This window comes from Streptomyces sp. BL1 (assembly GCF_057628045.1).
Window position 1 is genome coordinate 7,047,038 of sequence record NZ_JBXYWZ010000002.1, and the last position, 24,115, is coordinate 7,071,152.

26 protein-coding genes and 1 pseudogene are annotated in these 24,115 nt (G+C 69.1%); 5 read left to right on the forward strand and 22 right to left on the reverse strand.

The window, feature by feature from the left end; genetic code table 11:
* Positions 1-91: 91 nt before the first annotated feature.
* From AC3AGO_RS30895 to AC3AGO_RS30905, 3 genes are all read left to right on the forward strand, one after another.
* Positions 92-987, forward strand: a protein-coding gene (locus AC3AGO_RS30895; RefSeq protein WP_487824875.1) for an IS5 family transposase whose coding sequence is annotated in 2 segments (ribosomal slippage) — positions 92-473 and positions 473-987 — 897 coding nt in all. Because the reading frame shifts where the segments join, the coding sequence is not laid out codon by codon here.
* A 144-nt stretch (positions 988-1,131) separates the two neighbouring features.
* Positions 1,132-2,745: a restriction endonuclease fold toxin-2 domain-containing protein gene (locus tag AC3AGO_RS30900; protein WP_487823564.1), complete on the forward strand. Its 1,614-nt coding sequence runs from the start codon at positions 1,132-1,134 to the stop codon at positions 2,743-2,745.
* A gap of 21 nt (positions 2,746-2,766) precedes the next feature.
* Positions 2,767-3,216: a hypothetical protein gene (locus tag AC3AGO_RS30905; RefSeq protein WP_487823565.1), complete on the forward strand. Its 450-nt coding sequence runs from the start codon at positions 2,767-2,769 to the stop codon at positions 3,214-3,216.
* A 1,501-nt stretch (positions 3,217-4,717) separates the two neighbouring features.
* Here the strand turns inward: AC3AGO_RS30905 and AC3AGO_RS30910 are convergent.
* The 16 genes and pseudogenes from AC3AGO_RS30910 to AC3AGO_RS30985 all read right to left on the reverse strand — a co-directional run bounded on the left by AC3AGO_RS30910 (position 4,718) and on the right by AC3AGO_RS30985 (position 17,939).
* Complete coding sequence (locus tag AC3AGO_RS30910; RefSeq protein ID WP_487823566.1) at positions 4,718-6,025, reverse strand: SPDY domain-containing protein; 1,308 nt, start codon at positions 6,023-6,025, stop codon at positions 4,718-4,720.
* A gap of 71 nt (positions 6,026-6,096) precedes the next feature.
* Complete coding sequence (locus AC3AGO_RS30915; protein WP_487823567.1) at positions 6,097-7,227, reverse strand: DnaB-like helicase N-terminal domain-containing protein; 1,131 nt, start codon at positions 7,225-7,227, stop codon at positions 6,097-6,099.
* Positions 7,227-8,393: a DNA cytosine methyltransferase gene (locus tag AC3AGO_RS30920; RefSeq protein WP_487823568.1), complete on the reverse strand. Its 1,167-nt coding sequence runs from the start codon at positions 8,391-8,393 to the stop codon at positions 7,227-7,229. Before AC3AGO_RS30920 ends, AC3AGO_RS30915 begins: the two co-directional genes overlap by 1 nt.
* A gap of 23 nt (positions 8,394-8,416) precedes the next feature.
* The gene (locus tag AC3AGO_RS30925) at positions 8,417-8,902 is read right to left on the reverse strand and encodes a hypothetical protein (protein ID WP_487823569.1); all 486 of its coding nucleotides are present in this window, start codon (positions 8,900-8,902) and stop codon (positions 8,417-8,419) included.
* A gap of 104 nt (positions 8,903-9,006) precedes the next feature.
* The gene (locus AC3AGO_RS30930) at positions 9,007-9,354 is read right to left on the reverse strand and encodes a hypothetical protein (protein ID WP_487823570.1); all 348 of its coding nucleotides are present in this window, start codon (positions 9,352-9,354) and stop codon (positions 9,007-9,009) included.
* Positions 9,355-9,641: 287 nt separating this feature from the next.
* A complete protein-coding gene (locus AC3AGO_RS30935; RefSeq protein WP_487823571.1) occupies positions 9,642-11,435 on the reverse strand; it encodes a type IV secretory system conjugative DNA transfer family protein in 1,794 nt (597 codons plus the stop codon).
* Positions 11,436-11,521: 86 nt separating this feature from the next.
* Entirely contained in the window at positions 11,522-12,148 is a 627-nt protein-coding gene (locus AC3AGO_RS30940; protein WP_487823572.1) for a hypothetical protein, read from the reverse strand.
* A gap of 12 nt (positions 12,149-12,160) precedes the next feature.
* Positions 12,161-12,514, reverse strand: a complete 354-nt coding sequence (locus AC3AGO_RS30945) for a hypothetical protein (RefSeq protein WP_487823573.1) — start codon at positions 12,512-12,514, stop codon at positions 12,161-12,163.
* A gap of 22 nt (positions 12,515-12,536) precedes the next feature.
* Entirely contained in the window at positions 12,537-13,343 is an 807-nt protein-coding gene (locus tag AC3AGO_RS30950) for an SPDY domain-containing protein (RefSeq protein WP_487823574.1), read from the reverse strand.
* Between the two features lie 332 nt (positions 13,344-13,675).
* Complete coding sequence (locus AC3AGO_RS30955; protein WP_487823575.1) at positions 13,676-14,083, reverse strand: hypothetical protein; 408 nt, start codon at positions 14,081-14,083, stop codon at positions 13,676-13,678.
* Positions 14,052-14,678 (reverse strand): hypothetical protein, encoded by a 627-nt coding sequence (locus AC3AGO_RS30960; protein ID WP_487823576.1) that lies wholly within the window; start codon positions 14,676-14,678, stop codon positions 14,052-14,054. The genes AC3AGO_RS30955 and AC3AGO_RS30960 overlap by 32 nt, the downstream gene beginning before the upstream one ends.
* 47 nt (positions 14,679-14,725) lie before the next feature.
* Positions 14,726-15,482, reverse strand: a pseudogene (locus AC3AGO_RS30965) (hypothetical protein).
* A gap of 23 nt (positions 15,483-15,505) precedes the next feature.
* Positions 15,506-16,198: a hypothetical protein gene (locus AC3AGO_RS30970; protein WP_487823577.1), complete on the reverse strand. Its 693-nt coding sequence runs from the start codon at positions 16,196-16,198 to the stop codon at positions 15,506-15,508.
* 13 nt (positions 16,199-16,211) lie between these two features.
* A complete protein-coding gene (locus tag AC3AGO_RS30975) occupies positions 16,212-17,060 on the reverse strand; it encodes a relaxase/mobilization nuclease (RefSeq protein WP_487823578.1) in 849 nt (282 codons plus the stop codon).
* The gene (locus AC3AGO_RS30980; RefSeq protein ID WP_487823579.1) at positions 17,057-17,482 is read right to left on the reverse strand and encodes a hypothetical protein; all 426 of its coding nucleotides are present in this window, start codon (positions 17,480-17,482) and stop codon (positions 17,057-17,059) included. Before AC3AGO_RS30980 ends, AC3AGO_RS30975 begins: the two co-directional genes overlap by 4 nt.
* A 124-nt stretch (positions 17,483-17,606) precedes the next feature.
* Complete coding sequence (locus AC3AGO_RS30985; RefSeq protein WP_487824928.1) at positions 17,607-17,939, reverse strand: hypothetical protein; 333 nt, start codon at positions 17,937-17,939, stop codon at positions 17,607-17,609.
* Between the two features lie 58 nt (positions 17,940-17,997).
* Here AC3AGO_RS30985 and AC3AGO_RS30990 point away from each other — a divergent pair, with 58 nt between their 5' ends.
* A complete protein-coding gene (locus AC3AGO_RS30990) occupies positions 17,998-18,885 on the forward strand; it encodes a hypothetical protein (RefSeq protein WP_487823580.1) in 888 nt (295 codons plus the stop codon).
* Positions 18,886-19,311: 426 nt separating this feature from the next.
* Positions 19,312-19,512 (forward strand): hypothetical protein, encoded by a 201-nt coding sequence (locus tag AC3AGO_RS30995; RefSeq protein ID WP_487823581.1) that lies wholly within the window; start codon positions 19,312-19,314, stop codon positions 19,510-19,512.
* A gap of 111 nt (positions 19,513-19,623) precedes the next feature.
* Here the strand turns inward: AC3AGO_RS30995 and AC3AGO_RS31000 are convergent, their stop codons facing one another.
* From AC3AGO_RS31000 to AC3AGO_RS31025, 6 genes are all read right to left on the reverse strand, one after another.
* On the reverse strand, positions 19,624-20,202 hold the full coding sequence (locus tag AC3AGO_RS31000; RefSeq protein WP_487823582.1) for a hypothetical protein: 579 nt from the start codon (positions 20,200-20,202) through the stop codon (positions 19,624-19,626).
* A gap of 19 nt (positions 20,203-20,221) precedes the next feature.
* Complete coding sequence (locus AC3AGO_RS31005) at positions 20,222-21,628, reverse strand: CFI-box-CTERM domain-containing protein (protein ID WP_487823583.1); 1,407 nt, start codon at positions 21,626-21,628, stop codon at positions 20,222-20,224.
* The gene (locus tag AC3AGO_RS31010) at positions 21,625-22,176 is read right to left on the reverse strand and encodes a hypothetical protein (protein WP_487823584.1); all 552 of its coding nucleotides are present in this window, start codon (positions 22,174-22,176) and stop codon (positions 21,625-21,627) included. Before AC3AGO_RS31010 ends, AC3AGO_RS31005 begins: the two co-directional genes overlap by 4 nt.
* Positions 22,177-22,207: 31 nt before the next feature.
* Positions 22,208-22,330 carry a hypothetical protein gene (locus AC3AGO_RS31015; RefSeq protein ID WP_487823585.1) on the reverse strand — a complete coding sequence of 41 codons (123 nt, stop codon included), beginning with the start codon at positions 22,328-22,330 and terminating at the stop codon, positions 22,208-22,210.
* A 218-nt stretch (positions 22,331-22,548) separates the two neighbouring features.
* On the reverse strand, positions 22,549-22,950 hold the full coding sequence (locus AC3AGO_RS31020) for a hypothetical protein (RefSeq protein WP_487823586.1): 402 nt from the start codon (positions 22,948-22,950) through the stop codon (positions 22,549-22,551).
* 48 nt (positions 22,951-22,998) lie between these two features.
* On the reverse strand, positions 22,999-23,883 hold the full coding sequence (locus tag AC3AGO_RS31025; protein WP_487823587.1) for a hypothetical protein: 885 nt from the start codon (positions 23,881-23,883) through the stop codon (positions 22,999-23,001).
* Between the last annotated feature and the right edge of the window lie 232 nt (positions 23,884-24,115).

Below are 24,115 nucleotides of genomic sequence, written 5' to 3' on the forward strand. Positions count from 1 at the left end.
CGGCCGTGACTGCTGCCCGCGTATGCGGGGATGGCCCCTCTTCCTTGTTATGGTCGCCCGGCTCCGCACGCTGCTCCCCGCGCGTGCGGGGATGGACCCACCTAGGGCGTTTCCTTCGGATCATCTGATCGTTGGTTCGAGTGTGGCCTTAACTGACGTGCAGTGGCAGCGAATTGAGCCGTTACTCCCGGACCGGGCGCCCCGGCGGGGCGGTCGGTGGCGGGATCACCGGCAGGTGATCGACGCGATCGCGTTCAAGTACCGCACCGGCTGTCCGTGGATGGATCTGCCCGAGGAGTTCGGCTCCTGGAAAGGCGTCCACAACCGGCTGCGGAAGTGGGCCGCCGATGGCACATGGGAGAAGGTCTTCACCGCCCTGCTGACCCAGGCGGACTCCGCGGGCGACCTGGACTGGGTCGTCGCGGTGGACTCCACCATCGTCCGCGCTCACCAGCACGCCGCCGGGGCCCGTCAAAAGGGGCCCCGGCCGGCGAGCCGCACGACCATGCCCTCGGACGGTCCCGCGGCGGACTGACCACCAAGATCCACCTGGCCGCCGACAGCCGTTGCCGGCCCCTGGCCATCCATCTCACGGCCGGACAGGCCGGCGATGCACCCGCGTTCACACAGGTCATGGCCCGTCTGCGGGTTCCCCGGCCCCTCGGACGGCCCCGCATCACGCCCCAGATGATCCTCGCGGACAAGGCGTATTCCTCCCGCGCCATCCGCGAACACCTGCGCCGACGGGGCATCCGGGCGGTGATTCCACAGCCCGCGGATCAGACCGCGCACCGCAAGCGCCGCGGTCGCCTCGGGGGAAGACCACCCGCCTTCGACCGCGACGCCTACAAGCAACGCAACACCGTCGAGCGCTGCATCAACCGCCTCAAACAATGGCGCGGCCTGGCCACCCGCTACGACAAGACCGCAACCGTCTACCTCGCCGCACTCCACATCGCAGGCATCCTCATCTGGTCAGCGAGGTGATCCAGAAGAAACGCCCTAATGGGCTGAGGCGGCGCCCACTTCTCTACTCCCGTCTTGGCTCCACGAGTTCGCCTCGACGCTTGTGATCGCCATACGGTAGGTGTAGTGGCCTGCTATATGGGGGCCGGGGATGAGGGGGAGAGTGTGGGCGACCGTATGCACCTGTACGCGTCGGAGATGATCAAAGGGTCCATGGGGCTGATCGATGTGATGAAGGGTGCCCGGGATACCACCATCGCTCTCTCCAGTGAGCTGGAACGCCAGGGCGGGATGGCGGGTGACGACGACGCCGGCCGCAACTTCTCCAAGGTCTATACCTCAGCAGCCCGCACTACTCTCGATCAACTCGGTTTCAGCGCCTATGTGTTGGGACAGTCCGGCGCCGGCCTGATGCGCACCTCGCGGGAGTTTATGGCGCAAGACAGCCACACCGCGGCCTCGCTCCTGGGCAAGCAGCAAGACCTCACGCAGAACATGGGTGACCCCTCCGACGGCTGCGATCAAGCCTTCCTCGGCAAGGGGCGGCAGCTGCCGGAGGTTGTCGGCGACACCGCCTGGTATCAGCAGTACGGCGGCGCGGACCGGTTTCGGGGCGACTCTGACAAGGCCCGCGATGTGGCCGGCTCCTGGCGCAGGGCGCACACGATTCTGGACCGGCTGCTCGGCATGGCGCAGGGGTGTGCCCGTACGGCGAACCACGCGCACGGAGGTGAGGCAGCGGACGCCTTCGACCGGTACTTCAAGCGGTGTGTGGGCTTCGGTGACCCGCCCGCCCGTGCCCAGGGGGACGAGACGCTGGTGGCGAACCTGGCTGCCGCGTGTGGCCAGTTGGCCAAGGCGTGCGATACCTACGCCGGGCACGTCGATGACGCCTACGAGAAGATCAGCCTGCACAAGGTCGACCTGTTCGCCGTCGACAACCCCTTCGACAGCCCGCGATGGGGCGGCAACGGGTTCGACGGCGGTCTCAACGACGCCGTGCTGGGCGACCCGCACATACATCAACTCGGCGACGTGGCACACGCCCTGGACTCCTCGCAGCGGCGCATCCAGCTCCCCAAGGGCTCGGACGATCCACCCGGCATCCCGTTCCTGCCGGTCCCCGTCCCGGTGCCGGCTCCGGTCCCGGTCGCCCTCGCGGGCAGCGCCCCCGCGATCGTGCCCGCGGCCTACCGGGACCCCAACCCGAACGTGGCGGTGAAGGACCCCCTCGATCCCGGCCCCGTTCCGCCGCCCAAGTACCTGACGCCGGCGGAACGGGGGCAGTTCAGCACCTGGGTCAACAGCCTGCGGCCCTTGGACTTCGGCGGGTCGAAAGACCCGGACAACCCGGCGAACCGCTACCAGCACCGCACCGCCGGCTATCCCGAGCGGCGCATCCCGCTGCCGGAGGGCATGGGGAAGAAGGCCATCGCGGCGGATGGGATGCGGCCCGCGGACGGCTACATGATCGACGCCAAGTATGTTCAGAACTCCGACCCCGAGTGCGAGGCGCCCAAGAAGGGCGACACGTTCCGCAAGCCGTCGACACTGGAGCTGGAAGACGAGTACAAGGACAACGGGGAGAAGAAGTGGAGCAAGAAGGACATCCTCGTTGCCAAGGACGCCAAAGAGCTGAAGGAATACAACGGGGCCATGGCGGAGCACAAACAGATCCGCGGCCTGGAGATCATGACCAATGACGAGGACTCCGCAGCCTATTGGCAGACGCTCATGGCCCTCCACGGGACCAAGGGCAACAGCCGCTACGTCCCCTAGCCCGACCCAAGGAATCGCCACATGGACTTCGAGGACCACCAGACCACGTTCCTGCTCTACGCGCCCGAAGAACTCCCGCACGGCTGGGACCTTGACTTTGCACGCCTCGGTGCCGCGCTCCAGGACGGCTTTCCCGAGCTGACCTACGCGATCCACGAGGACGCTCCCGTCGGCCCCGACACCTACTTGGCGTTCTCCGCGGAGATCAGTGACGACCTGGTGCTCGACGGGCAGGCCATGACCCAGGGACGGGACAGCATCGTCCTGAGCGACAACAACAGCGACGAGGCAGCAGCCTTCATTATCTGGCTGCGAGACTCCTACCTCCCCTCTCCGGATCTCATCCGCTTCAGCACCGAAGACGCCGTCGAACAGGGTGACGAACGCGACTGGAAGGTGCCCGCCACCGGTTCCCGGGACGCCATCGCGCAGGCACTGAGGCAGCACCTGCAGGAGGTGCTGGCCGACTGACGCGTATCGCGCGCCCAGCGTGTAGCGACAGCGACCAAAGATGGGTTGCTGGCCATCAGCCTCGTCGGCGCAGAGTGCTTCCGGGCAGCTGCCCAGCACCGTGCCCCGCCAGGCGAGTTGGCGATGCGACGCGGGGCCCGGGGTGCGAGTGACTCGGCAGGACGAAGTGGATCGGAGCAACATTCTGCTCCCCGCGCACGCGGGGGTGGCCCCTGGAGTTGGTTCCGCACCGCGGTGCTCGTCGTCTGCTCCCCGCGTATGCGGGGATGGACCCAGACCGGTGAACCGCCGGCGCAGCTCCGTCAGCTGCTCCCCGCACACGCGGGGATGGACCCCGGACCGGCACCGCCGTATGGGCCGCCCTCACCTGCTCCCCGTGCACGCGGGGATGGACCCCACCCCGACCCCGAACACTGGATCGCCGACTTCTGCTCCCCGCCGCGCACGCGGGCATGGACCTCCGACCGACGGGGCGGTCGCGAGCAGGCTCTGCTGCTCCCGCGCACGCGGGGATGGACCCTCCTCATCCAGCGCGAGTGCTTGGGCGGTCGCCTGCTCCCCGCGCATGCGGGGATGGACCCGCCGTCACAAACGCGCCGGCGGAGTCCCGCCCCTGCTCCCCGCCATGCGGGGATGGACCCGAAAGACGCCCCGCAGAGCGGCGCTGGTACCGCTGCTCCCCGCGCATGCGGGGATGGCCCCAACCCCCGGCAGATACGGGCGAAGGCGTGCGGCTGCTCCCCGCGCATGCGGGGATGGACCCCTGACTAGCGAGGTTGGCGACACACACCAGTACTGCTCCCCACGCATGTGGGGATGGACCCATCAACGACAGCTACGTCGCCCTCGACCTCGTCTGTTCCCTGCGCATGCGGGGATGGACCCACCGACGCCCCATCGACGAGCGGCTGCGTCGCCTGCTCCCCGCGCATGCGAGGGTGGACCCTCGGCTTCAACGAACGCGGCCCACGAGTCGTACTGCTCCCCGCGCATACGGGGATGGACCCGACGCCTGGGCCTTCCCCGAGCGGCGGCTGCTTTGCTCCCCGCTCGTGCGGGGATGGCCCCCCTCGACGGCACCGGGGGCCGGTGTACGTGGCTGCTCCCCGCGCACGCGGGGATGGACCCGAAGACGTCAACTCCCTCCTCCTGGACCCGGACTGCTCCCCGCGCACGCGGGGATGGACCCTCCCCCTGCACCGGCCGCCACAACTACCGCGTCTGCTCCCCGCACAGGCGGGGATGGCCCCAGCAAGGCGAACTTTCGGGCGGTGGCGGCCGCCTGCTCCCCGTGCATGCGGGGACGGACCCTCGACCCGCGCGGCGGCGGCCAAGGCGGGCGGCGATTCCCCGCACACGCGGGGATGGAGTCGCGGGGGCTTGAGCTCGGCCTGCGCCGTGAACTTGCCTCCCGCGCATGCAGAGCTGGGCTCTGCCGGCTCCTGTGCAGGTAAGCGATAGGAGACGGTTCTGCCGGTTCAATCGAGGCTCCCGCACTCGGCTATCTGCGGGGTGCCGTGTTGGCGGTGTGCCTGGGGAGAGGGGGAGTTGGCTTCATGGAATCCCGTTGAAGGGGGCTGGGTGTGGCGTTCTTGGGGCGCTGTGTGAGTCCGAGGGCGGTCTCGGCGGTGAGGTCGTGGAGTACCGCGGTTGGTGTGTGGCGAGAGAGCTGGATGGTCCAGTCGGGGTGGTGTGGGGTGTTGCCGCCCCAAAGTGTCCAGGTGGGGAGCAGGCTGTCGTGTCGTTGGGCGGCGTAGGTGTCGAACAGGGCGCCGGCGGCATCTCCGTTGGGGGCTTCCCAGCGCAGGTGGCGGCCGTCGGCGGTGGCTTGCCAGCCGGCGTCGGCCAGTGGGCGGGTGGCTTCGGCGATGGTCTGCTCGGTGACGTGAGTGAGCGGTGCGTCCTCTTGTGCGTGGCCGGCGGCGAGCGATTCGAGGAAGGCGCTCATCAGCTGCCGGGGTACGGCGGCGGTTGCGGTGGCGTGCCAGAGCCGGTCGCCGACGGGAGATTCGTAGGCGGCGATGGTCCATCGGGTATCGCGCGGGCCCGCGTCGTGGTCGAACTCGGCGCGCAGGGTGAGGTCTTCGTGGCTGGCGTGGGTGGTGTCGTCCGACCAGGTGCGGTACTTCTCCCACTCGCCGTGGGCGTCGAGGAAGGCGTTGAGCAGCGCCTCGTGGTCGCCGGGATCGGCCGCATACACCGGCACGGTCTCTACCTGGGGTCGGGGCGACTGGGGGCTCTCGAGTGCTGAAGTCGGTGGGGCGATCTCGGTGAGCGCTTCGGCTGCTTCGCGTTCGGTGTCGGTGGCTGGTGCGGGGCCGGGGCGGGTGGCGTCGCTGTGCAGGTGCTGGAACCTCTCGATGGCTGTCCGGGGGCTGGTGAAGGTGGAGGCGATGACCCGCAGGTGGTTCTCGCCGTGCAGGTGAACGCTCTGGCCGTCGGTGTAGGTGCCGACGGCCACGGTGGTCCAGCCGTCGTGTGCGTGCAAGTGGATGGTGAGCCTGCCGGCCGCGATGTCGTCGTGGATCTGCTGGGCCTCGGCGGAGACGTCGCGGATCTCTACCCGAGTCAGCCAGGGCATGGGGTAGTTGGCCCAGGTCCACTCGGTCTCGATGGCCTCCTGCAGGGCGGGGGCGATCTCGACGGGCAGGCCGTCGGTGCGCAGGGCTTCGGCGGCCCGGGCGGCGTAGTGGGGTTCTTCGCGGTCGATCCGGGCGAGAACCAGTCGTTCTCCAACGGGGCGGAAGCCGTGGCTGGTGAGTACGGCGCGGGCCACGTGGGCGGCGGGCCCGGTGACGGTGGCGGTCACGGCGCTGGCGTGCTCGGGATGCTGATCGAGGCGGATCTGGGTGTCCGTGGCGGGTGCGGCATGGCGGGGCTCTAGTTTCTGACTCGGGGCGGGCTGTGTCCCGTGGGTGCTGCGGTTGAAGGGGCGGGCTTGGCGTGGGTGGTGGGCCGTGGTCGAGGTCTGGTGGGGTGCGTGGGTGGCCGGGGTGGGCGGGTGCTGTGCTGCCACCGGGCGCGCAGGGCGGTGAGGTGGGCGAGGGCGCGGCGGGCTCCGAGGAGGAGTTGTTGGGGGGTGTTGGCGGGGTCTTCGGTGAGGGCTTCGATGTGCCGGCCGGTGGCGCGGGCTTGGTGGAGAAGGGCCCGTTGGACGATGCGTTCGCCCCAGTGCTCCGGTTCACCGACCGGCGTTGAGACCAGGTTCATCAGCTCGGCCGGGGCGATCGTGCTGGTGTCGATGCCGTGGTGCGGGGCCTCGCACAGCACGGTGACGGGATCGATGGGGTGGCCGCGGCGGGCGAGCTGGGTGAGACAGCGGAAGATCTGCCCGTGCAGCGGAAGGGCGAAGTCGTCGGCGTGCAGCCAGCGCATCCGGGCGAGGGCGGCGGGGGTTTGAGTCACTGTGGCGAGCAGCTGCCGTTCTTCCTCCAGTGCCTCCGCGCTCGCATCCCGCGGCAGGGGTGACGGCGCGGTGTGGGGGAGCGCCCCGGTGCGCGTGGGGAGTTGAGGAGCCGTCTGCTCCAGGTGCTGCCCGAGGGCGTCGGTCTGTTCGAGGGTGGGCTCGGCCGGGTTCGGGTGGGTGGTGTCGTTGGCGTGCTGGACGAGGCGCTGGGCGTGCCGGCGCAACACGCGGCGAGCGGCTTCTGCCCGCACCAACTGCGCGTACGCCGCGGCATGTTGGGGGCTGGGGCAGTGGCTGACCAGGGTGTGGAGGTAGGCGTGGGAGAGGCCGGGGGCGTGGGGGAGCGCGGCCTCCAGGACGGTGGCCAGCCATGCCGGGTCTTTGCGGTGCACTGCGGGCTCGGGGGCGGGAACGGCGCGCATCGCCGTGTACAGGGCCTGGTGGGCGTGGCTGCCGAACTCCTCGGCGCGCAGGGAGCCCAGGGCGGGCAGGCGGTGTGGTTCGAGGAGAAGGGCGCCGAGCAGCGCCTGTTCGGCGTAGTGCGCCGGTTCCGGCGCTGGCGGGTCTTCGGGCCCGGCGTCGTGCGGCTCGGGGGTGTGGGGCATCAGGCGGCCAGGTCGAAGTCGTCGCGGGTGAGGGTCTTGCCCAGGTGCGGGGCGAGCAGGTGGGCGGCCAGCCGGGGTGGGACGGCGTTGCCGATCTGGGAGAACTGCTGGCTCTTGTTGCCGGCCCAGGGGTAGTCGGCGGGGAAGGTCTGCAGGATGCCGGCTTCGCGGGCGGTGATCTTGATCGACTCCCGGGTGCCTGCCGCTGCCTTCTCGGCGGCGGCGTCGGGGCTCCAGACGCATTCGTTGGCGCGGTGGCCGAAGAAGAGCGTGCCGGCGGGTTCATCGAGGGAGCGGATGGTGGCGTGGGCCTGGTTGTTGCTGCGCAGCACCCAACGGTGGGCGGGTGCGGGCGGGGTTGCGGCGGGGTGGGGTGCCCAGGTGCCGCGGTCGCGGGCGTGGTGGAGGGTGGTGCGGGAACCGGAGGGGAAGGGCTCGGGCCCGCCGCCGGGTCCGCCTCCCGCGCAGACGGTGGGTACCGGGCGGTCGGTGGCGCCCCAGCCCAGGGCCTGGGCCATGGAGATCCACTGTGGCCGTCCGGGGCCGAACAGGGTCTCAGGCTCGGCGACTTGGGCGTGGGTGGGCTCGGGCGGAGCGGCGGTGCGGGTACGGGAGGCGAGCAGGATCGCGCGCTTCCGGGTCTGCGGGACGCCGTAGTCGGCGGCGTTGAGGACTCCGGCCCAGGTGGAGAAGCCCCAGGCGCGCAGGGTCGCGGCGTACTGTCGCCACAGCGGGAGGACGTCGGGGACTTCCTCCATGGCGACCCACTCCGGTGCGTCGATGGTGTGCAGGGCGTGGAGGTAGCGCATGGGCTCCGCGGCCAGGAGCGAGCGTGCATCGCGGCATGAGGCGAGCAACTTCTCGCGGGTGTCGTGGCCTTGGGCGAGGTCGGCGACGGCTTGGTGGACCAGGGGCTGATCGAGCAGGCCGAGGCGTTTTCCGGCCATGGACCATGCCTGACAGGGCGGGCTCGCGATCAGCCCGCTGACCTTGCCCACGAACGGGTCTACCGGATACCTGGCCACGTCGGTGCGGATTGTCAACTGGCCAGCCGCGGCGCGGGTCTTGCACGCCCACGGGTCCCATTCCAGGCCGACATCGCGTGCTCCGAGCACGGCGAGAGCGCGGCTCCAGCCACCCGGTCCTGCGAAAAGATCGAGTATCAAGTGGTCGGTCCGAAGGGTCTTGGTCAGCGGCGGCGTCCGGCCGGCGCGGTCGGGGCCGTAGGCGCGCCGTGGGGGATCGGGCCCTGGGTGTTCCGCGGTTGCGGTCTGGGTGGCGGTTCCGCGTCGGGGCGGCTGCTGAAGGCGGGCGCGACGCGGTCGAGGGCCTGGGCGACCTGGTGGGTTTGGTCGTGGGCGTGGTGGAGCTGTTGGACGATCTCGTCGGGCAACCGCTCCCAGTGCGCCCGGTGTTGGTAGCGGCGGAGGATCTCGGTGGCGTCGCGCAGCTGGTCGGCGACCTGCTGCAGGATCGCGGTGTGCTGCTCGGGCCCAATGGCGGTGACGGTGGACTGCAGCAGGGCATCGAGCGCGGCGGGCAGCGGGGCATCGTCTTCGGGGAGGCCGAAGAGGTGGGCGTGCATGGCCTGGGCGAAGACGGTGACGGGGCCGCCGCGCGAGCGGTGGTCGTACGCGGCGGCGGCCTGCCGGCGGACGCTGAAGGCGACGGTCACGTCCCGGGGAGCGGCGTCGGGTCGGAGCTGGGCGGCCAGAGCGCGGGCGAGGTCATGCGCCGTGGGGGTATCGGAAGACGCGGGAAACTCCAACGAGTTGGTGGTCAGCGAGCTCTGTCGGCGGGCGCCCGAGCGGCCGGGGCGCCGGGCGGTGGAGGACTGGACGGCCCGTGCACGGGCGCCGCTTGAGCACGTGCGGGGGCGAGGACACGGGTGATGCCGGTGGCGACGGAGTGGCATTCGGTTGCGCACAGGTCCAACTGATTTTCGGCGTCGGCGAGATGGCCGGTCACCCGCGGGATGGCTGCGGCGCGGCGGGCCATGCGTACCGGCTCGTCGTCTGCCGCGTGGCCGGGGAACGGCTCGCATCCGTACGGGTTGGCGTACAGCGCATTCGCGAGGGCGTTGCCGGCCAGGGAGGAACCGGCCACGAGCGAGGCCAGACGCTCCACGCTGGCGCTGCTGCAAGCGCTGCCGGGAAAGGGAGTGTTGTCGAGCGCGCGGAGGCGGATCAGGGCGGTGGTCGTCAGGTCCTGGACGGTGAGCAGGAGCGGCGTGAGCTGGCGCAGCGCATCGCTTCCGGGGGTGTACCCGACGTTCCGGACTCGGGTCCGGGTGGAGTCGAACGCGTCTGCCAGGGAATGGAGTTGCTGCGCTTGTTCTGCCAGAGGGAGCCGGGGCCTGGGGGCGGTGTGGCTCCGGTGGGCTGGGCCAGTGGCGTTGGGCGGTTGGTCTTGGCTCACGCTGCCGTCCCGAAGTCGGACTGCTGCGGCGCGTGCTTGGCGACGGCCCGGTCGGTGATCGCCTGGGATGCGCGAGCGGACGCAGAGGACAGCTCCGCAGCGCCGGTCTCCCGATACCAGGGGCGCAGGTCGAGCATGGCGGCGCGCATGCCGGTAGCGAAGCAGAGCGCGGTGCCCTTGGGGAGGGCGCGGATGGTGTCGGCGGGCAGGATCCGTTCCTGGCGCATGCTGACCGAGGTGGACTTGCCGGACTCCGAGTGCGAGGTGGAGGTGGTCTCCACGTCGTGGTCGCCGATCAGGCGGGAGAGCTTGTCCGCGAAGTCCGGGTCGTCGATGCCGGAGCCGATCACCTTGACGGTGGCGGCGGACCACAGGGCGTCCATGCCTGTCTCCCCCCAGACTTTCTGTCCCTGTCGGTAGGACTGCAGGATCGTGATCGGGATGATGCCGCGCGACCCGAGGTGGGAGTAGAGGTCCGGCAAGTCACTGATCTTGCAGACGTTGGCGGCCTCATCGAGGATCGCCAGCATCGGGGGGTCGAGGCGCCCGCCGGCGCGCTCGGCCTGCGCGGTGGCGGCGCGCATCACCGAGTCCGCGCAGGCTGCGATGAGTGCGCTGGCTCCGCCTCCGCCGTCCTTGCTGAGCAGGAAGAGTGTGTCGGTGGAGGTGACGAACTGTGCGGGCTGGAACTCCGGGACATCCTTCTGCGGTGTCACCCAGGCGGCGATCTCGGCGTTGAGCAGCGCGGCTGCGAACTGTCGCGCGGTCTCGAAAATGCCGTCGCGCGTTTCCGGCGGTCCCTCGACGGTGCCCTTGAGCTGGGCGGCGACGGCGGCGAAACCGTGGTCGCGGAGGATGTCGAGGGGCGTGCGGTCGGCCGGGAAGGCGAGCCACTGCATGATGTCGGTGATCGGCCGCTCGTCGAGCGCCGCCGCCAGGAGCAACTGGCTCAGGATGTTGCTGCCGGCCTTGGACCAGAAGTCGCCCTGCTGGGATGCGTCCACCGCGGCGGAGACGAAGTGGCCAGCGAGCCGGTTGGCTCCGTCCAGGGTCTTCGCGCTGGCGAGGGGGTTCCACCACATTTCGCGGGCGGCGTGGGCGATTTGCTGCGGGTCCATCGTCCACACCCGTCCCGCCTTCGCACGCGCCTCGTAGGCCGTGGTGAAGGCGTCGCCCGCGGCCTTGTTCGAGGTGAGCAGGACCGGGCCGGGCGCGCTGAGCATGGAGGGGATGGCGAGACTCGTGGTCTTGCCGGAACGGGGGGCCATGATCGCGACGGCGACGTCCTCGAACCCCATCCGCACTTCGTGGCGGCTGCCTTGAAGGTTGCCGAGCAGGATGCCGGTGTCCTTCGCGTCGAGGTGCTTGGCGTCCTTGAGGCTCGGGCGCAGGGAGCGGGCCTTGTCGGTGACCGCCTTGGCCATCAGCGGCTCGATGTCCCGGGCCTTGGCCATGTCGGTGATCTTCTTCTTCCGGCCGCCGCGGTTCTTGTACCGGGCCCACAGGACGCCCACCCCCGCTCCGAGGGCCAGGAGTAGGAGAACGGGGACGACGCGGGCGCCGATCAGCAGGGCCGTTTCTCCCACTTGGGGCCACAGCTGTTCGGGGTGGAGCAGGGCGTCGGTTGGCTCGTACGACGCTTGGCTGGTGCCGGTGGCGTACGCGGTGGCGTTGCCGCACAGCCAGCCGAGGTGAGCCAGGGGCACGACGATGGCGAGCGCTCCGAAGAGGAGTCGCAGGACGAGGTCGTACCCGTCGGTGGAGCTGTTGGAGGAGGGAGGCAAGGGCATCGTGCTTCCGGGAGGGGAGGGAGGGGGCAGCGGCTGCGGCTGGTTTTGGCCGGGGTTTGCCGGCCGGGTGCGGGAGCCGCGGTCGGTCAGGGGGCCAGCGGCGACGGCGCTGTGCGGGCGGTGGAGTTGATCTCGCGGAGGGCGCCGCCGTGGGTGGCCCAGTCGTCGAGGTAGCTCCACGATTCGGCGTGATACTCCGCGAGGGCGTCGTCGAAAGCGGGGGTGCCGGGCTGGCCGGTGGCTGGCAAGGCGTCGCGGGTCTCCAACCACTGCTCGTGCAGATCGTCGAGCCGGTCGAGCGCATTGCGCAGGATGCCCATTTGGTAGATCCATCGGCTCTGCACGGTGCTCGGCGGTAGGTGGGCCAGCTGCGTCTCGGCCGTGCCCAGCAGGCGACGGATGCTGGTGCGGAGCGTCTCGAACGCCGTGTGGGTGTCGGCGTCGCGCTGGCTGGCGCGCTGTCCGTAGGCGCGGTCGTCGTAGGGCCAGCCGTCGGGATCGGTGTGCTCGTCGGAGTAGGCGTCCCAGGCGTCGAGGATGTGCTTGCTGTCGCGCAGGTAGCCGTCGAGGTGGCGGAGGAAGTCGCGGTGTGCGGTGTGATCGGCGCAGATGGGGAGAGGTCCTGTCGGATCAGCGGCGCGCTGCCGGCTGGACGGTGGCGAGGGCTGGTGTCGAGCGGGATCTGCCGAAGGTGAGCATCGCGAAGGAAGCAAGCTGCCCTTCGTTCAGCACCAGGCGCGCCCCGGCGCGCTCGCGGGCGCCTTGCCGGAGAGGGCGCGCAGGTCGGCCAGGACGTAGTGGAGGGAGTGCTGGTCGTTCTGCTCCCAAGCGGCGGCGCGCAGTTCCGCGATCAGACGGCGCACTTCCGCAGTGCGCGGGATCTCGGGATGGACCTGCACAGCGCGGGCGAGGGCGCGCAGAGCGTCGCCGAGATGGACGGGCAGGCCCGTGTCCTCATCCAACAGCGGCTCGACCAGGTCGAGGACTTCGTCCGGTGCGGGGTTCTCGCGCAGGTATTCGGTGAGGCGGGAGAGCGTCTCGGTTGCGGTGCGGAGGGCATCCGGGGTGGGTGCGGGCATCAAGCTCCTTAGGGAGTGGGGGTCAGCGGCGGGTGCGGGCGCCGCCGAATCGATGGAGGGGTCGGGCTGTGGTGCGCGGCTGGGAGTGTGGGGCACTGTTGCGGGCCCAGGTGGCGGCGCGGGCGGCTGTGACACGGGCCTGCTGCCACGCGCGGAGCTGGGAGGGCAGGACGGAGACGGACCGGGTGCGGATCTGTGCGCTCAGCGGAACGTGTCCGCGTGGGCGCATCACGGGGTCGGGGCTGGCGAGCTCGGCCGAGAAGGCGGCTACCAGGTGCATCGGGGTGCTGGGGGTGAACTGGGCGCTCCACCCGTTGCCTTGGCTGTCCTGCGCTCCGGACCACCACATTGCCGCGCCGTCCGGGCTCTGGTGGTACTGCAGCCAGGCGCTGCGGTCGGGGCTGGTCGCGGTGGAGCGCTCGGTCTCGGAGTGCGCGTGCCAGCGCGCTTCTTCCAGGGGCGCCCAGACGTTGGGGGCGTGGGCGGAGCGGGGACGGGTGAGGGCATCGGTCAGCCCGGCGACGATCTCTACCGGTGTCTGCCGGTCGAGGTGCGCCGCCCACTCGTCGTTGTGGCCGGTCGCGGCGCCGTGGAGCGTCCAGCCGCCGGGCAGGAGGTAGGGGTCGTAGGTGATACGGATCGCGCGGTCCGGGCTCTCCATGGCCAGCGGGCCGCCTGTCTTGGTTCTGTCTCGCCATCCTGAGGCGCGCAGGAATTCCGAGATGTGCCGGACGTCGCCTCCGCCGGCCAGGGCACGGGGTTGGACGAGGTAGTGCTGCTCGGCCTGCTCGCCCGTACTCCAACCCGACCACCCGTTCGTCTTCTTCATGGGTGTCGCCGGACGACGAGCGGTGAGGGAGTAGGCGGCTTTGCTGCCGTGGCGGGCTCGGTAGCGACCTTGAGACGGGTGTCGCGGTGTTCGGTCCGCTGTGTTTCGGCGAGTACGGCCTCCGGGCGGGCGCCGGCCAGTGGGGAGGGTCGGTCGGGGCCTGTGGGGATACAGGTGCGCAAGTAGCGGCGGAACAGGGCTGTTGCGAGGCGGGGCGTGAGGTGCCGGGCAATCGGTGGGGGTGTGCGGGGCGCTACGGGTTTCTCCGATGGGTCGTGCGGTCCGGGGAGGGCGGCCCCGGCCGCGGTGCCGGGGCCGCCCGGTGGGGCTTTTTACGGGGAGCGCCGGGCTGGCGCCTGGGACGAGGGGGACGGAGCTGGTGCCGGGTATGGCGCGGCAGGGCGGGGCGTGCGGGCCCGGACCTCGCGTACGGCGTGCTGGTAGGCGGACTCGTCGAAGACGTCAGGGCTGCAGTTGACCTCGTACCCGGCCAGGAGGAGGGAAGGGATGACGCGCGTCGCCAGGCGCTTTTGCTCGTCGGCGCCGAGGTGTTCGGGCACGGTGTGCCAGACGTAGACGGGGCCGGTGGTCCGGATTTCTTGGCGCTCCAGGCCGAGTTGCTCCAGTAGGTCGTGGAGCGTGGCGGGGGCGCCGGTGGGGGTGTCGGCGTGGACGGTGGTGGTCAGGGCCTTGATGTAGATCTCGACGTCAGTGCCGCATTCGTCGGCCAGGTTGGCCATGGGTATCCCTCCAAGCCAGCGGTGCCGGGGCGGGGCTCGGCGCCGCGGCAGGCTCAACCTCGGCGGTGGCCTGAGAGCGGGCGTGTTCGGGCTGCGTGGAGCGGGAGCGGGCTGTCTGGGAGAGGGATGGTGCGTCTTCCAGGTCGGTGGCGCCGCCGAGGAGCGTGGCATGTGCGCCGGCGAGGCTGTCGCGGGTCTCGGCGATGCGCTGCTGGGCGGTGGCGAAGGCAGCGCTGCGCGCCTCGCGCAGTTGGGGATGTTCGCAGCTCTGGGAGTGGCGGCGCAGGAAGCCCAACTGGCGCAGGGCCGCGCCGTAGTGACCCACCGCTTGGCTGAGGTGCCCGGCTGCACGGGAGTTGGCTTCGACGGCCGCGTCCAGCGCCGGCGTGGGTTCAGGGGCCTGGGAGAGGAAATGGAGGTCCTCGCACACGTCTTGGACCAGGTCGTTGAGGACGGACAGGCCGTTGGAGGCGTGCCGCAGCGCGGGCAGGTCCTCCGAGACGTGCGGGAGGGTGAACTCCGTGCGTTCGCGGTCGATTTGCTCGGCCCGGTGCAGCATGGTCTGCCGCGCGCCCTCGGCCTTGTCGTGATGCATGCCGATTATGAGAGGGCTCCTTCGGGGTACTGCGGGGGCCCGGTTCCTTACAGGACCCTGGTGGCGGTAGTGCGGGGCGCCGCCGCGGGCGGTACGGCAGCCGGGGCGGAGGCGGGTGTGTTCCGGCCTGAGGGGTGCTGGAGCGCCGTGCCGATGCCGAGCGCGTCGAGCTGCGGGCCGATCTCACGCAGGGCGCGCGCCTGCGCCCTGGTGTCGTCGGCGTCGAGGCGGTAGATGCCGGTGTGCGGGTCGTTGAGGAAGCCGTGGGCCTCCAGTACGGCGCCGGCCCTGTTGCCGACGGGTACGGCGGCGATGCTGCCGTCGGGCTGCCAGGTCAGGACGGTCCGGTCCGGCTGGGAGGGCTGGATGCCGTCCAGGGCGGTGTGCCGGACTTGGGCGAGCGCGGTGTCGTAGCGGGGGGAGCAGGTCGCCGGCGACCTGCTCGGCGGCCAGGAAGGGGTCGTCCGTCAGCGCGATGCCGTGGGGTTCGGGGACTGCGCGGTATGCCTCGTCGGGCAGTGCGCGAGGGGCGACGGCGGCGATGAGGAACCGGTCGCCCTCGTGGTGCCGGTCCAGGACGGCGAGTTGGGCTCCGTCCGGGCGGCGCAGGACGGCGGCCTGCTGGAGCGGGTGTTCGACGAGGGAGGCGGCGATCAGGTCTAGGCCCCAGATCCGGTCGGCCAGGTCGGCGAGGTCGTCCTTGGCCTCCGGCGGGAGGTGGGAGTTGCTCCAGGTGTCGGGGAGTTGACCGGCGAGGACATCGGCGTACGTGGCGAGGTGCTCGCTGGTGTCGTGGTCGTGCATGGCGTCCTTGGGCGAGAGAGAAGTCAGTGGCGCAGTCCGGCGGCCACCGGGGGCGGCGGGGCCGGCGGCGTGCGCGGCGGGGGCGGGCAGGCGCACCTGGCGGAGCGTTCGCGTTCGGTGGCGGGGACCTGTGCGGTGCAGGTGCTGCGGCCGGGGTGCGGGGCGTGCCGGTCGGCGAGGGCGTTGCGGGTGTAGGCGAGGTCGGCGCGGATGGTGTTGAGGTGCTCCTCGGCGAGGTAGTGCAGCCGCCGGGCGGTGTGCGGGTCGGATGCCTCGCCGAGTCCGTCGTGGAGTTCGGCGGTGGCGGCGAGGACGTCCAGGGCGGCGAGGATGCCGTCGTTGGGGGCGGTCAGCTCGGTGAGGACCTCAGCCGCCTCCTCGGTGGTGGTGGCTTCGCGGATGTGCTCGGCGAGGCGGGCCACGGAGGCGCCCAGCGGCAGGTAACGGGCCGGGCGGGAGGCGGTGTTGAAGTCCTCGTCGCAGCCGACGTGGTATCCGGCGGAACGGAGCCGAGCGACGGCTTCGGTGGCGAGACGGGTCTCGGCGTCCTCGGTGAGACCGGTGGGGGCGCGGTGATAGGTCTCGTGGACGCGGACGACGGCGACGAAACCGGTGCGCTGCAGGACGCTGTGCGCCTCGGAGTCACCGCCGCGGGCGAGGAGTTCATCGGCGTGCGGGTCGCGGCTGATGTCGATGTGACGGTCGGTGAGGGGCAAAGAGACGTTTCTCCTACAGCGATCGGTGAGGGGCGTGCGAGGCAGCGGGCGGTGCGGCGGCGACACGCAGGTGGGCCGAGGTGCGCAGGCGGGCTGCCGTGATTTCCAGGTCGTACTGGAGGGCGTGGAGGCGGCGGGCGATCAGCTCCAGGCGGTGCGCCGTGTCCGCGTCGGCGGGCTGGCGGGCGATCCGGTGGGCGGCGTGCTCGACGAGTCCGCGCACCGTGGCCAGCGGGCCGGCCTGCTCGTCGGCGAGCTGCGTGAGGACGGTCGCGAGCTGTGCGGAAGCCATGGGAACCGGCCGGGTGGCGGCCCGTTGACCGGGAGCGTTACGTACGGGGACCAGACGCAGGTCCTGCTCGATGCGGCGCGACTCATCCGAGAGGCGACGCAGGACGTCAGCGGGCGGGGTGTGCCAAGTGCCGTCGGAGCGGATCATGTTGGCGATCAGGCTGAGGCGTCCAGGCCGGGCCTGGACGGCGATCCACTGGCAGACGTGCTCCTCGCCGGGGACTTCGATGCTGGCGGCGCGGGCCAGCCGGTGGGCGGCCTCGGACCATTCGACACCGGTCAGCTCGCGGTCGTCGGGGTGGAGCCGTACGTCGAGGTGGAGGATCGCCCGCCGGTCGCCGTCCGGGCCGGCGGCGAACGGGTGCTCCAGGTAGGGGTCTTCGAGGTGCTCGGCCCACTGGGCGGAAGCCCAGGTCTTCTGCTCATCGTCCAGGGTGAAGTAGTCGAGCCCCGGCCAGTGGGCGACGACGGTGTGCTCGGTCAATCCCTCATCCGCCGTCACCGGACGTCCCAGCGCCTCGGTGAGCGGACCGTGCGGGGAGTGGGTGCGCTCGTTCAGGCGGGGGATCACCGGCCGCCCCGGACATCGGCGTTGTGCACCAGCTGGTTGAGGGCGGTGATGGTGTACCAGCAGCAGTCGATCAGCTCGTCACGGCCGACGTACTTCGGCAGGAGGGCATCCTCCATGGCCCGCAGGTGGATCAGACAGTCCGGGCAGCGGCGCGTGAGGTGCATGAGGTAGCGGGGGTGGGCGGTGATGAAGGACTGGGCGCCGCCGTTCGCATTGCGCAGCCGCCAGCCGTCCTCGTCGGTCGGTGTGTGCCAGGACGGGGCGACCACGCGAAAGGCGTCACCCCACAGTTCTGCGCGGGCCACGCCCTTGAGGACGACGACCGTGTCGCCGGCCTGGAAGTGGCTGTGGGTGACATCCCGGTCGGGGGTGAGCGGGTCGGGTGCCGGCGCGAACACCGGGGTGGTGGGGGGCGGGGACATGCGGTTCCTTCCACGCGGGACGGGCGGTGAAGGAACAATGGTCCGGAGGATCGCCGGTTTGGCTAACCGGCGAACACCGTCTATGTTCCGCTTTTTTGCGCCTGCGCCTGCGCCTGCGCCTGCGTCAGCGGAACGGGTTCTCTGTGCCGCGGTCGCCCTCGCCCGCGGCGTCGAGGAGTTCGGGCAGGTCGGTGCCCTCTGCGTCCCGCTGGTCGATCCACCATCCGGCGCGGGTGATGGAGCGGGCTTTCTCCTCCAGCTCCGCCCAGTCCGCCTCTTCCCAGGCGTTGTCTTCCCTGTTTGATCTGCGTGTTGAAGCGGATCGAGTAGGGGTGGGGTCGTGCCTGGGTAGCGTACGTACTGGGTGCCGCGGGACCGGAGTGTGCAGACGGAGCGGCTGCCGGTTCTGAGGGGCCTGGAGGACCTGGCCGGGCGAGAAGAACGTGCCGGGATTCATGTGGGGGACCCGATTCTTCTGTCGCCAAACCGCCGGACAGATGCGCGACGTTCCCTGGGTGGCCATCCCACCCGTGGTCTCAGCGATCCGCGTCCTGGAGACGCTCGTGCCAGGAGGAAGTCTGCTCTTCGACTCCGCCGCCCACACCTTCCAGCGGACCCGCGCGGCCACCGCCACCTCGCTCGGCTGCGAAGGACTGCGTACCCGCATCGAGGACTTCGCCCGCTGGGTGTCTGACCTGGCCACCGGGCTCGGCCGCCCGCACGAGACCGTCCCCGACGATCCCCACGGCGACCTCGGCCTCGCCCGGTTCCGCCGCACGCTGGCCTGTCACATCGCCCGGCGCCCCGGGGGACTGGTCGCCCTCGCGATCCAGTGCGGCCACATGCGCACGGCCGTTAGTGCCGGCTACGCCTCCCGCAGTCGCGACGGCATTCACGAACTCCTGGACATCGAGACTGCCCGAGCAACCGCGGACACCCTCGCCGTCCTCCACAGCGATCTCCAAGCGGGCGCCAGCATCTCCGGGCCGGCCGCCCGCCGCGCCATCCGGGCAGCCGGCCAGGCCCCGGCCTTCACCGGGGCCATCCGCACCCGCAGGCAGGCCCGCGACATCCTCGACAACCCCCTGCTCGCCGTCTACGACAACCCGCACGCCTTCGTGATGTGCGTCTACGACCGCGACAGAGCCCTCTGCCATCGTCTGGACACCACCGACAGCCCGAGCCTTGACCGGTGCCGTCCGTCGTGCGCGAACATCGCCCGCACCGACGACCACGCCGCCCAACTCATGCACCGAGCAGCCGCCCTCGAAGAACAAGCCGACGCGGAGACAGCCCCCGGCCCTTTGACCGACCGGCTCCGCCGTCACGCAGCACGTCTCAAGGCTCTGGCTTCCGAGCACGAGAACACACGCATCACACCCCACCAGGAGACCAGCTCGTGACCCCGGCCCCTGATGAACGCGACCGCATCCGTGCGGCCATGCTGGCCAACCCTGACGTCGCCGTCCACGACAACCCGCATGCACTGCTGCTGTGTGTCTTCAGGCCGGCCTGCCGGACTGGGCAGGCGACTCCGGGCAAATGCCGCCCGCCTGCGGGAAGCCCTTGACCGGCACTACCAGAACCGCGTCACTCTCGAAGAGGGGGCTGATCAGTGAGTTCCGCCTCCGGCGAACGCGACCGCATCCGCGCGGCCATGACTCGCATCCTGTCCGGCACCCCCGAGCGCTCGAACGGTGCCTTGACCATCGTGGCCCTGGCCGCTGAGGCGGATGTCCCGCGCAATGCGCTCACCCAACGCCATCTGGACCTGAAGAACAAGTTCTACGCCCAGGGAGCGAGGGCAGCCGACCGACGTCGAAGTGCGGTTGCGCAAGCAGATCGTGAAGCTAAAGGAACTGCGGCGGGCGGACCAGGAAGTGCTGACCGAACTGAGGGGAGACTGCGAAACCCTGATCAGGGTCGTCAACCAGTTGACCGTGGAGAACCGTCAGGTCCGTCAGGAGCTGACGGCTCCCGACCTCGTTGTTCGCATCCTGCCTACCCAGCCCCGGCCGCCGGATCATTGAGGCTCAGGCAGCGACAAGCGAGTGCCGGGGAGATCGGCTCCGCAGATTCGGGACAGCGGTTCCGAACAGCGGTCCCGAGAATTCACAAACAGGCGCAAGTACCTGTCCGGGTCAGGGGATAGGCGGTACATTTACGGTGGCCTCAATGACGTCGCCGGATTGAGACCACGAGTCGATCGCCGCTTCGAGGTCTTCTCCCAACTGGAATGGTACGTCGTTCACGGGTATGCGTGCTCGAACACTGTTGACGAGGTCGAGCTCCATCTGTCTCGGCGTGGCGGACAGCCCGGCCAACGAGCCGAGAGGATCTTCTCCGGCCGGGGGTGCAATTTCCTCAGACGTCAGTCTGGCAAAGTGGATGGTCGCGGGTACTGTGAATTCTACGGTGGCGGTCTCCCCTGCAGGGATGGCTATTTGGCTTCGAATCTTTACCCAGTACCCGATAAGTAGCGGCGCTATTTTTGGCCCGGACACCTCCTCGGTGAAGTCGAGGAAAAGCTGTCGAGCACCTACGTCAAAGTCAACACTCTTTGGACTGGCAAAGATATGGGCGGTGCAGCTGGTTGGGTTACGCATGGTGAGGGTGACGGTGCGTCGCAGCGGGACAGCCAGGGGTAACTGATCGCGCAATTGTTCGCTAACGGCCTCGGCCGGTGCCGATATCTGCGCCTGGACCAGTTCGATCTCCATGACGGCCCTCCTTCCAAATCTACAGGTATCCTGCTCGCGCGAGTGCGTCGCGCGCCTGGGCCTGGAGGAACGGCCCGGTAGATGAAATGCGGGATCCGAACCGAGCGCGTACGTCCGGGCTGCCGAAGACGCTGGTTTTCAGGTTTACCAAGGCATCTATTAGCTCCGCAAGGTCTCTACCTTTGCACGCATCCAGCGCATGTGTTTCGAGCGGTGCTGCCACCAGCCACTCCTCGATAAACGTGAGGCTCCGGGTGCCCGGTGATTCACTGTGGAAATCGTCGATTTGCGCAATTACCTGCCATTGATACATCAACGGCTTCAGTAGAGCCCAGTGCAGCGGACTGTCGACCGGAATTCCCCTTAGGGAATCCACGATGTAATCGGTCGACGCCGAAGGTATCGCTGGTGGTGAGAGTGGCCTTTCTTTCGCCCCGGATAGGGTCTCCTGGATCCACAGAGCGACCCATTCAAGATCTGACGTCTTGAGATTCGTCGCACGAAATATTTCATTACGCAACCCTATCAAGGCTGATTCTGCTAACGTTGCGAACCGAGCCTCGTTCATCCAGCCGCCGTGTGCGTACCTCTCCACCAAGTGGAAATAGCTGAGTATTGGCCGCACGATCAGATCTCGCATGATGTTCCTGAGTCGGGCATCGGCGCGCATTTCGGCGGCTATCGCAGGGCTGATGCGGTAGTACTCACGGTAGATTTCATCCAGGAGCTGGCGTCCGAGGGTGTTTCGCCGGACGATACTGTCTCGAATCTTCCGCAGCTTGTGTACCTCTGCCTCGTGCTCAGATCCGTAGGCTGCGGTAACCACGAGGCACTGGGACGGTCCGGAGCAGCTTCCGCAGGTGGCCCCAATGCCGGTCCGCAATTGTGCACCTAGTTGAGCCCTGAGCACATTCTCGTCGGCGATTGCGGGGGGTTCATCGCCAAGTCCAGGAAGTGCCGTTCCTTGAGTCTCGCGCCAGGCGTGGGACAGTTCGTGATACAGTAATACGCCGTACGGCGTATCCGCCCACCCGGCGTTCGCTTCCACGCAGATCCCGTTGCCACCACAGTCCCCACCGTCATAGACGCACCAGATTACCGGTTTGCCGTTGTTAAGGCCACGCCACGTGTGGCCGTTGCCGTTAAACGTAAGCCGTTCGGGTCGTCCTCCAATTAAGGTGTCGAGGTAGAAGTTGCTTGGAACTGCAGACACGAGGACGGGAATGGTGTCGGTGTTGGCCAGCAGGTTCAATCGTTGACTGGTCGGCGGTAACGTTACGCCGGCTGGTGGCGAGTAGATTAGCTGTGCAATCTGGTTATTGCCAGGGACTGCCCTCTCGCCTAGCCCGCCGATTGATCCGTCGATCGCAGCGAGATCGGTTACCAAGCGCGTGTACATCGTCGTTATGTCCAGCGCGACAGTCATCGTGTGTCCCGTTCCGGAAGATCCAGCCTTTGATCGACCTTTCCGATATCCGGACGACGCCCAGGAGAGGGGCACGGCTGGTACTCACATTCGACCGGGAGTTCCGGGGTAGGACAGCACGCTTCAATCTTTGCTTCCAGCTCGCTGGAGCGCCTCAGGGCCAGTGCTGCTTCCGGATGAGTGAACTCCAGCAGATCTTTGGTGGCCTGCGTTGATGACGCCGCAGCCAAGGCGGCCCGGGCTATATCAGTAGCCATGTTCCGTATTGCGCACGTGTTTTCCGAGATGTGCTCGGCGGCGCAAATCTGTGTTTCGGATTGCCTCATCAGATGGTCGAGAGCGACCAGATTCTGCCGCTGAAGGGTGGTATGCATTTTAAGATCCGCGGTCAGCGCAGCGAAGCTAGCCTGCAACATGGCATTGGCCTCGACAGCGGTATCGCGAATCTCTATATTAACGGCCAAAGTTGCGTTCTGAGAATCGACAAGCTGGCCAAATTTCGCGTTGAGGCCCACGAGCTGCTGGTAGACGTCATTAATGGTTGGCATGAACCCCTCCACTCACTGATTGAGCACGCGTTCACATTTGCCGTTGTTGATAGCGGGCGCGTTGAATAAGCATGTGACCGTAAGTGAATCGAAGCACCGAGATGAGATCGACCACGGCGAGCTTGGGCTGATCGAATTTGCTCACCGCTGCCATCGCTCACAGCCTCGTCCAAAACTACGAATATGTCAATGTTTCTCTGCGGACGTATCATCATGAGAGCGGTGTCGGTTTCTAGGAGATCCCCACATCCTGCAGCCTGCGTGTAGGTGTTATAGCGGCTAACGAAGTTAGTTGAGTTGGCAGTTGGTTATGAGTCGTCGGAGGCAGATGATGCTGCAGGTGAGTTCGATAAGGCTTTGCTGGAGGGCTGCTCAGCATTCGTAGCGGCTTCGAAGTCGTTTGAATTGTTGAAGCTGAGCGCCATCGAGGGCGCGGTCGATCAACACGCGGAACTTGGCAGGGAACCCTTCGATGACCAGCGCGGTGTGCGCGGCGCTCATCAGCTGGTGCCGGGATCGCTCACCCCAGTCCAGGGTCTTGTGCGGGCCCTCCAGCGGCGGCATGGCGAACTGCTGCGCCCATGCGGCTGCGGCCTGCTGTTCCTCCTTGGACTCCGAGTCGGCGTCGCGCGCCGCCTTCCAGCACTCGGTGCAGTCGCGGGTGGCGAGCCAGCGGGCGAATCCGGCCCGCTTGTCGGCGGGACGGTTGGACAGGTCGTGGACGACCGGGTGGGAGCAGGAATGCTCGACGGTCCACTGTGTACGGACAGTCAAAGATGAATCTCCTCAAAGCGGTGTGAGAGTGGGGACTTGAGGTCCTGATCAGGAGGTTTTGCGCCGCGTGCTTGCGGCAGTGGGAGGCGGACTAGGGGGCGGTGTCGTGTCCACGGCGGGGCGTGGTCGGGCCTGCGGCTGTGGGGTTCGGTGCGGTGGCAGAACGGCGACGGTTGCGCCGAGATCCTCGGCCGCCTCGTGGACTTCGCGGGTGAGGAAGTCGACCTGTCGGCCGAGTGCGGCAAACCGTGCGGCGAGCTGACGGCCTTGCACGGTCTCCAGCGCGGTAGCGAACTGCCCAGTGGTCTCCAGGAGTGCCTGGAGGCGGGCCATCGGGCCCGCGTCGTAGCCGCGTTGGGTGGCGGTGAACAGCGCGTTGGAGACATCCGCCGCGGCCTGCCCCTCGACGACGTCCCGGATGATTTCTTGCAGCGACACCTCGGGGGCCAGCTCCGGGCGGTTGAAGCGGGAGACGTCCGCGCGCAGCACGCCGGGCGGGACCGGAGCGGGCAGGGCCTGCCCGGCCTCGTACTCGTGGTCGAAGCGCCCGATCACCTGCCAGTCCGGCGCGTCCAGGTCGCCGTGGAGGGCGAGCAGTGTCGAGTCGTCGTCCTCGATCAGGTGGGCGAGGGTGATCTGCTGGCCGTACGCGGCGTACCAGGATTCGGTCGGCTCCAGTTCACCCCGCCGTTGCGCGGCCTGGGCCGCCGCGGTCCACCGCTGCTCTTCTGCGCCGGTCAGCGGGGGTTGGGGCCGCTGGCGCTGGTCGGCGAGGCTGCTAAGGATCGAGCTGTGGTCCGCCCAGGCGGCGAAGTGGGGCCACAGGGCCGCGTGCTGGGCGCGTTCGGCTGTCGAACCGGGCGCAGCGGGCCGCTCCAGGGCCCGGCGGATCTCGGCGGCGGAGGCGCCGAGTCCCCCAGGACGGCCCGCCATCCGGCGGTGTGCCGGGCCGGCGGCAGCGTGTCGAGGGCGCGGCCGGCGGTATCGAGCACGGCTTCGGCGTACGGGGCGAGGTACGCGGTGTACGCCTTGACGGCTGCCTGGTTGCGGCGCGCGAGGGCGGCCGTCGCGGCACCGGGCTGCACGGTGCGGCCATAGCGGTCGCGGGTGGCGTCGAGCGCGGTCTGGGTCTCGGCGTCGAGGACCGACATCCGCAGCCGGAATT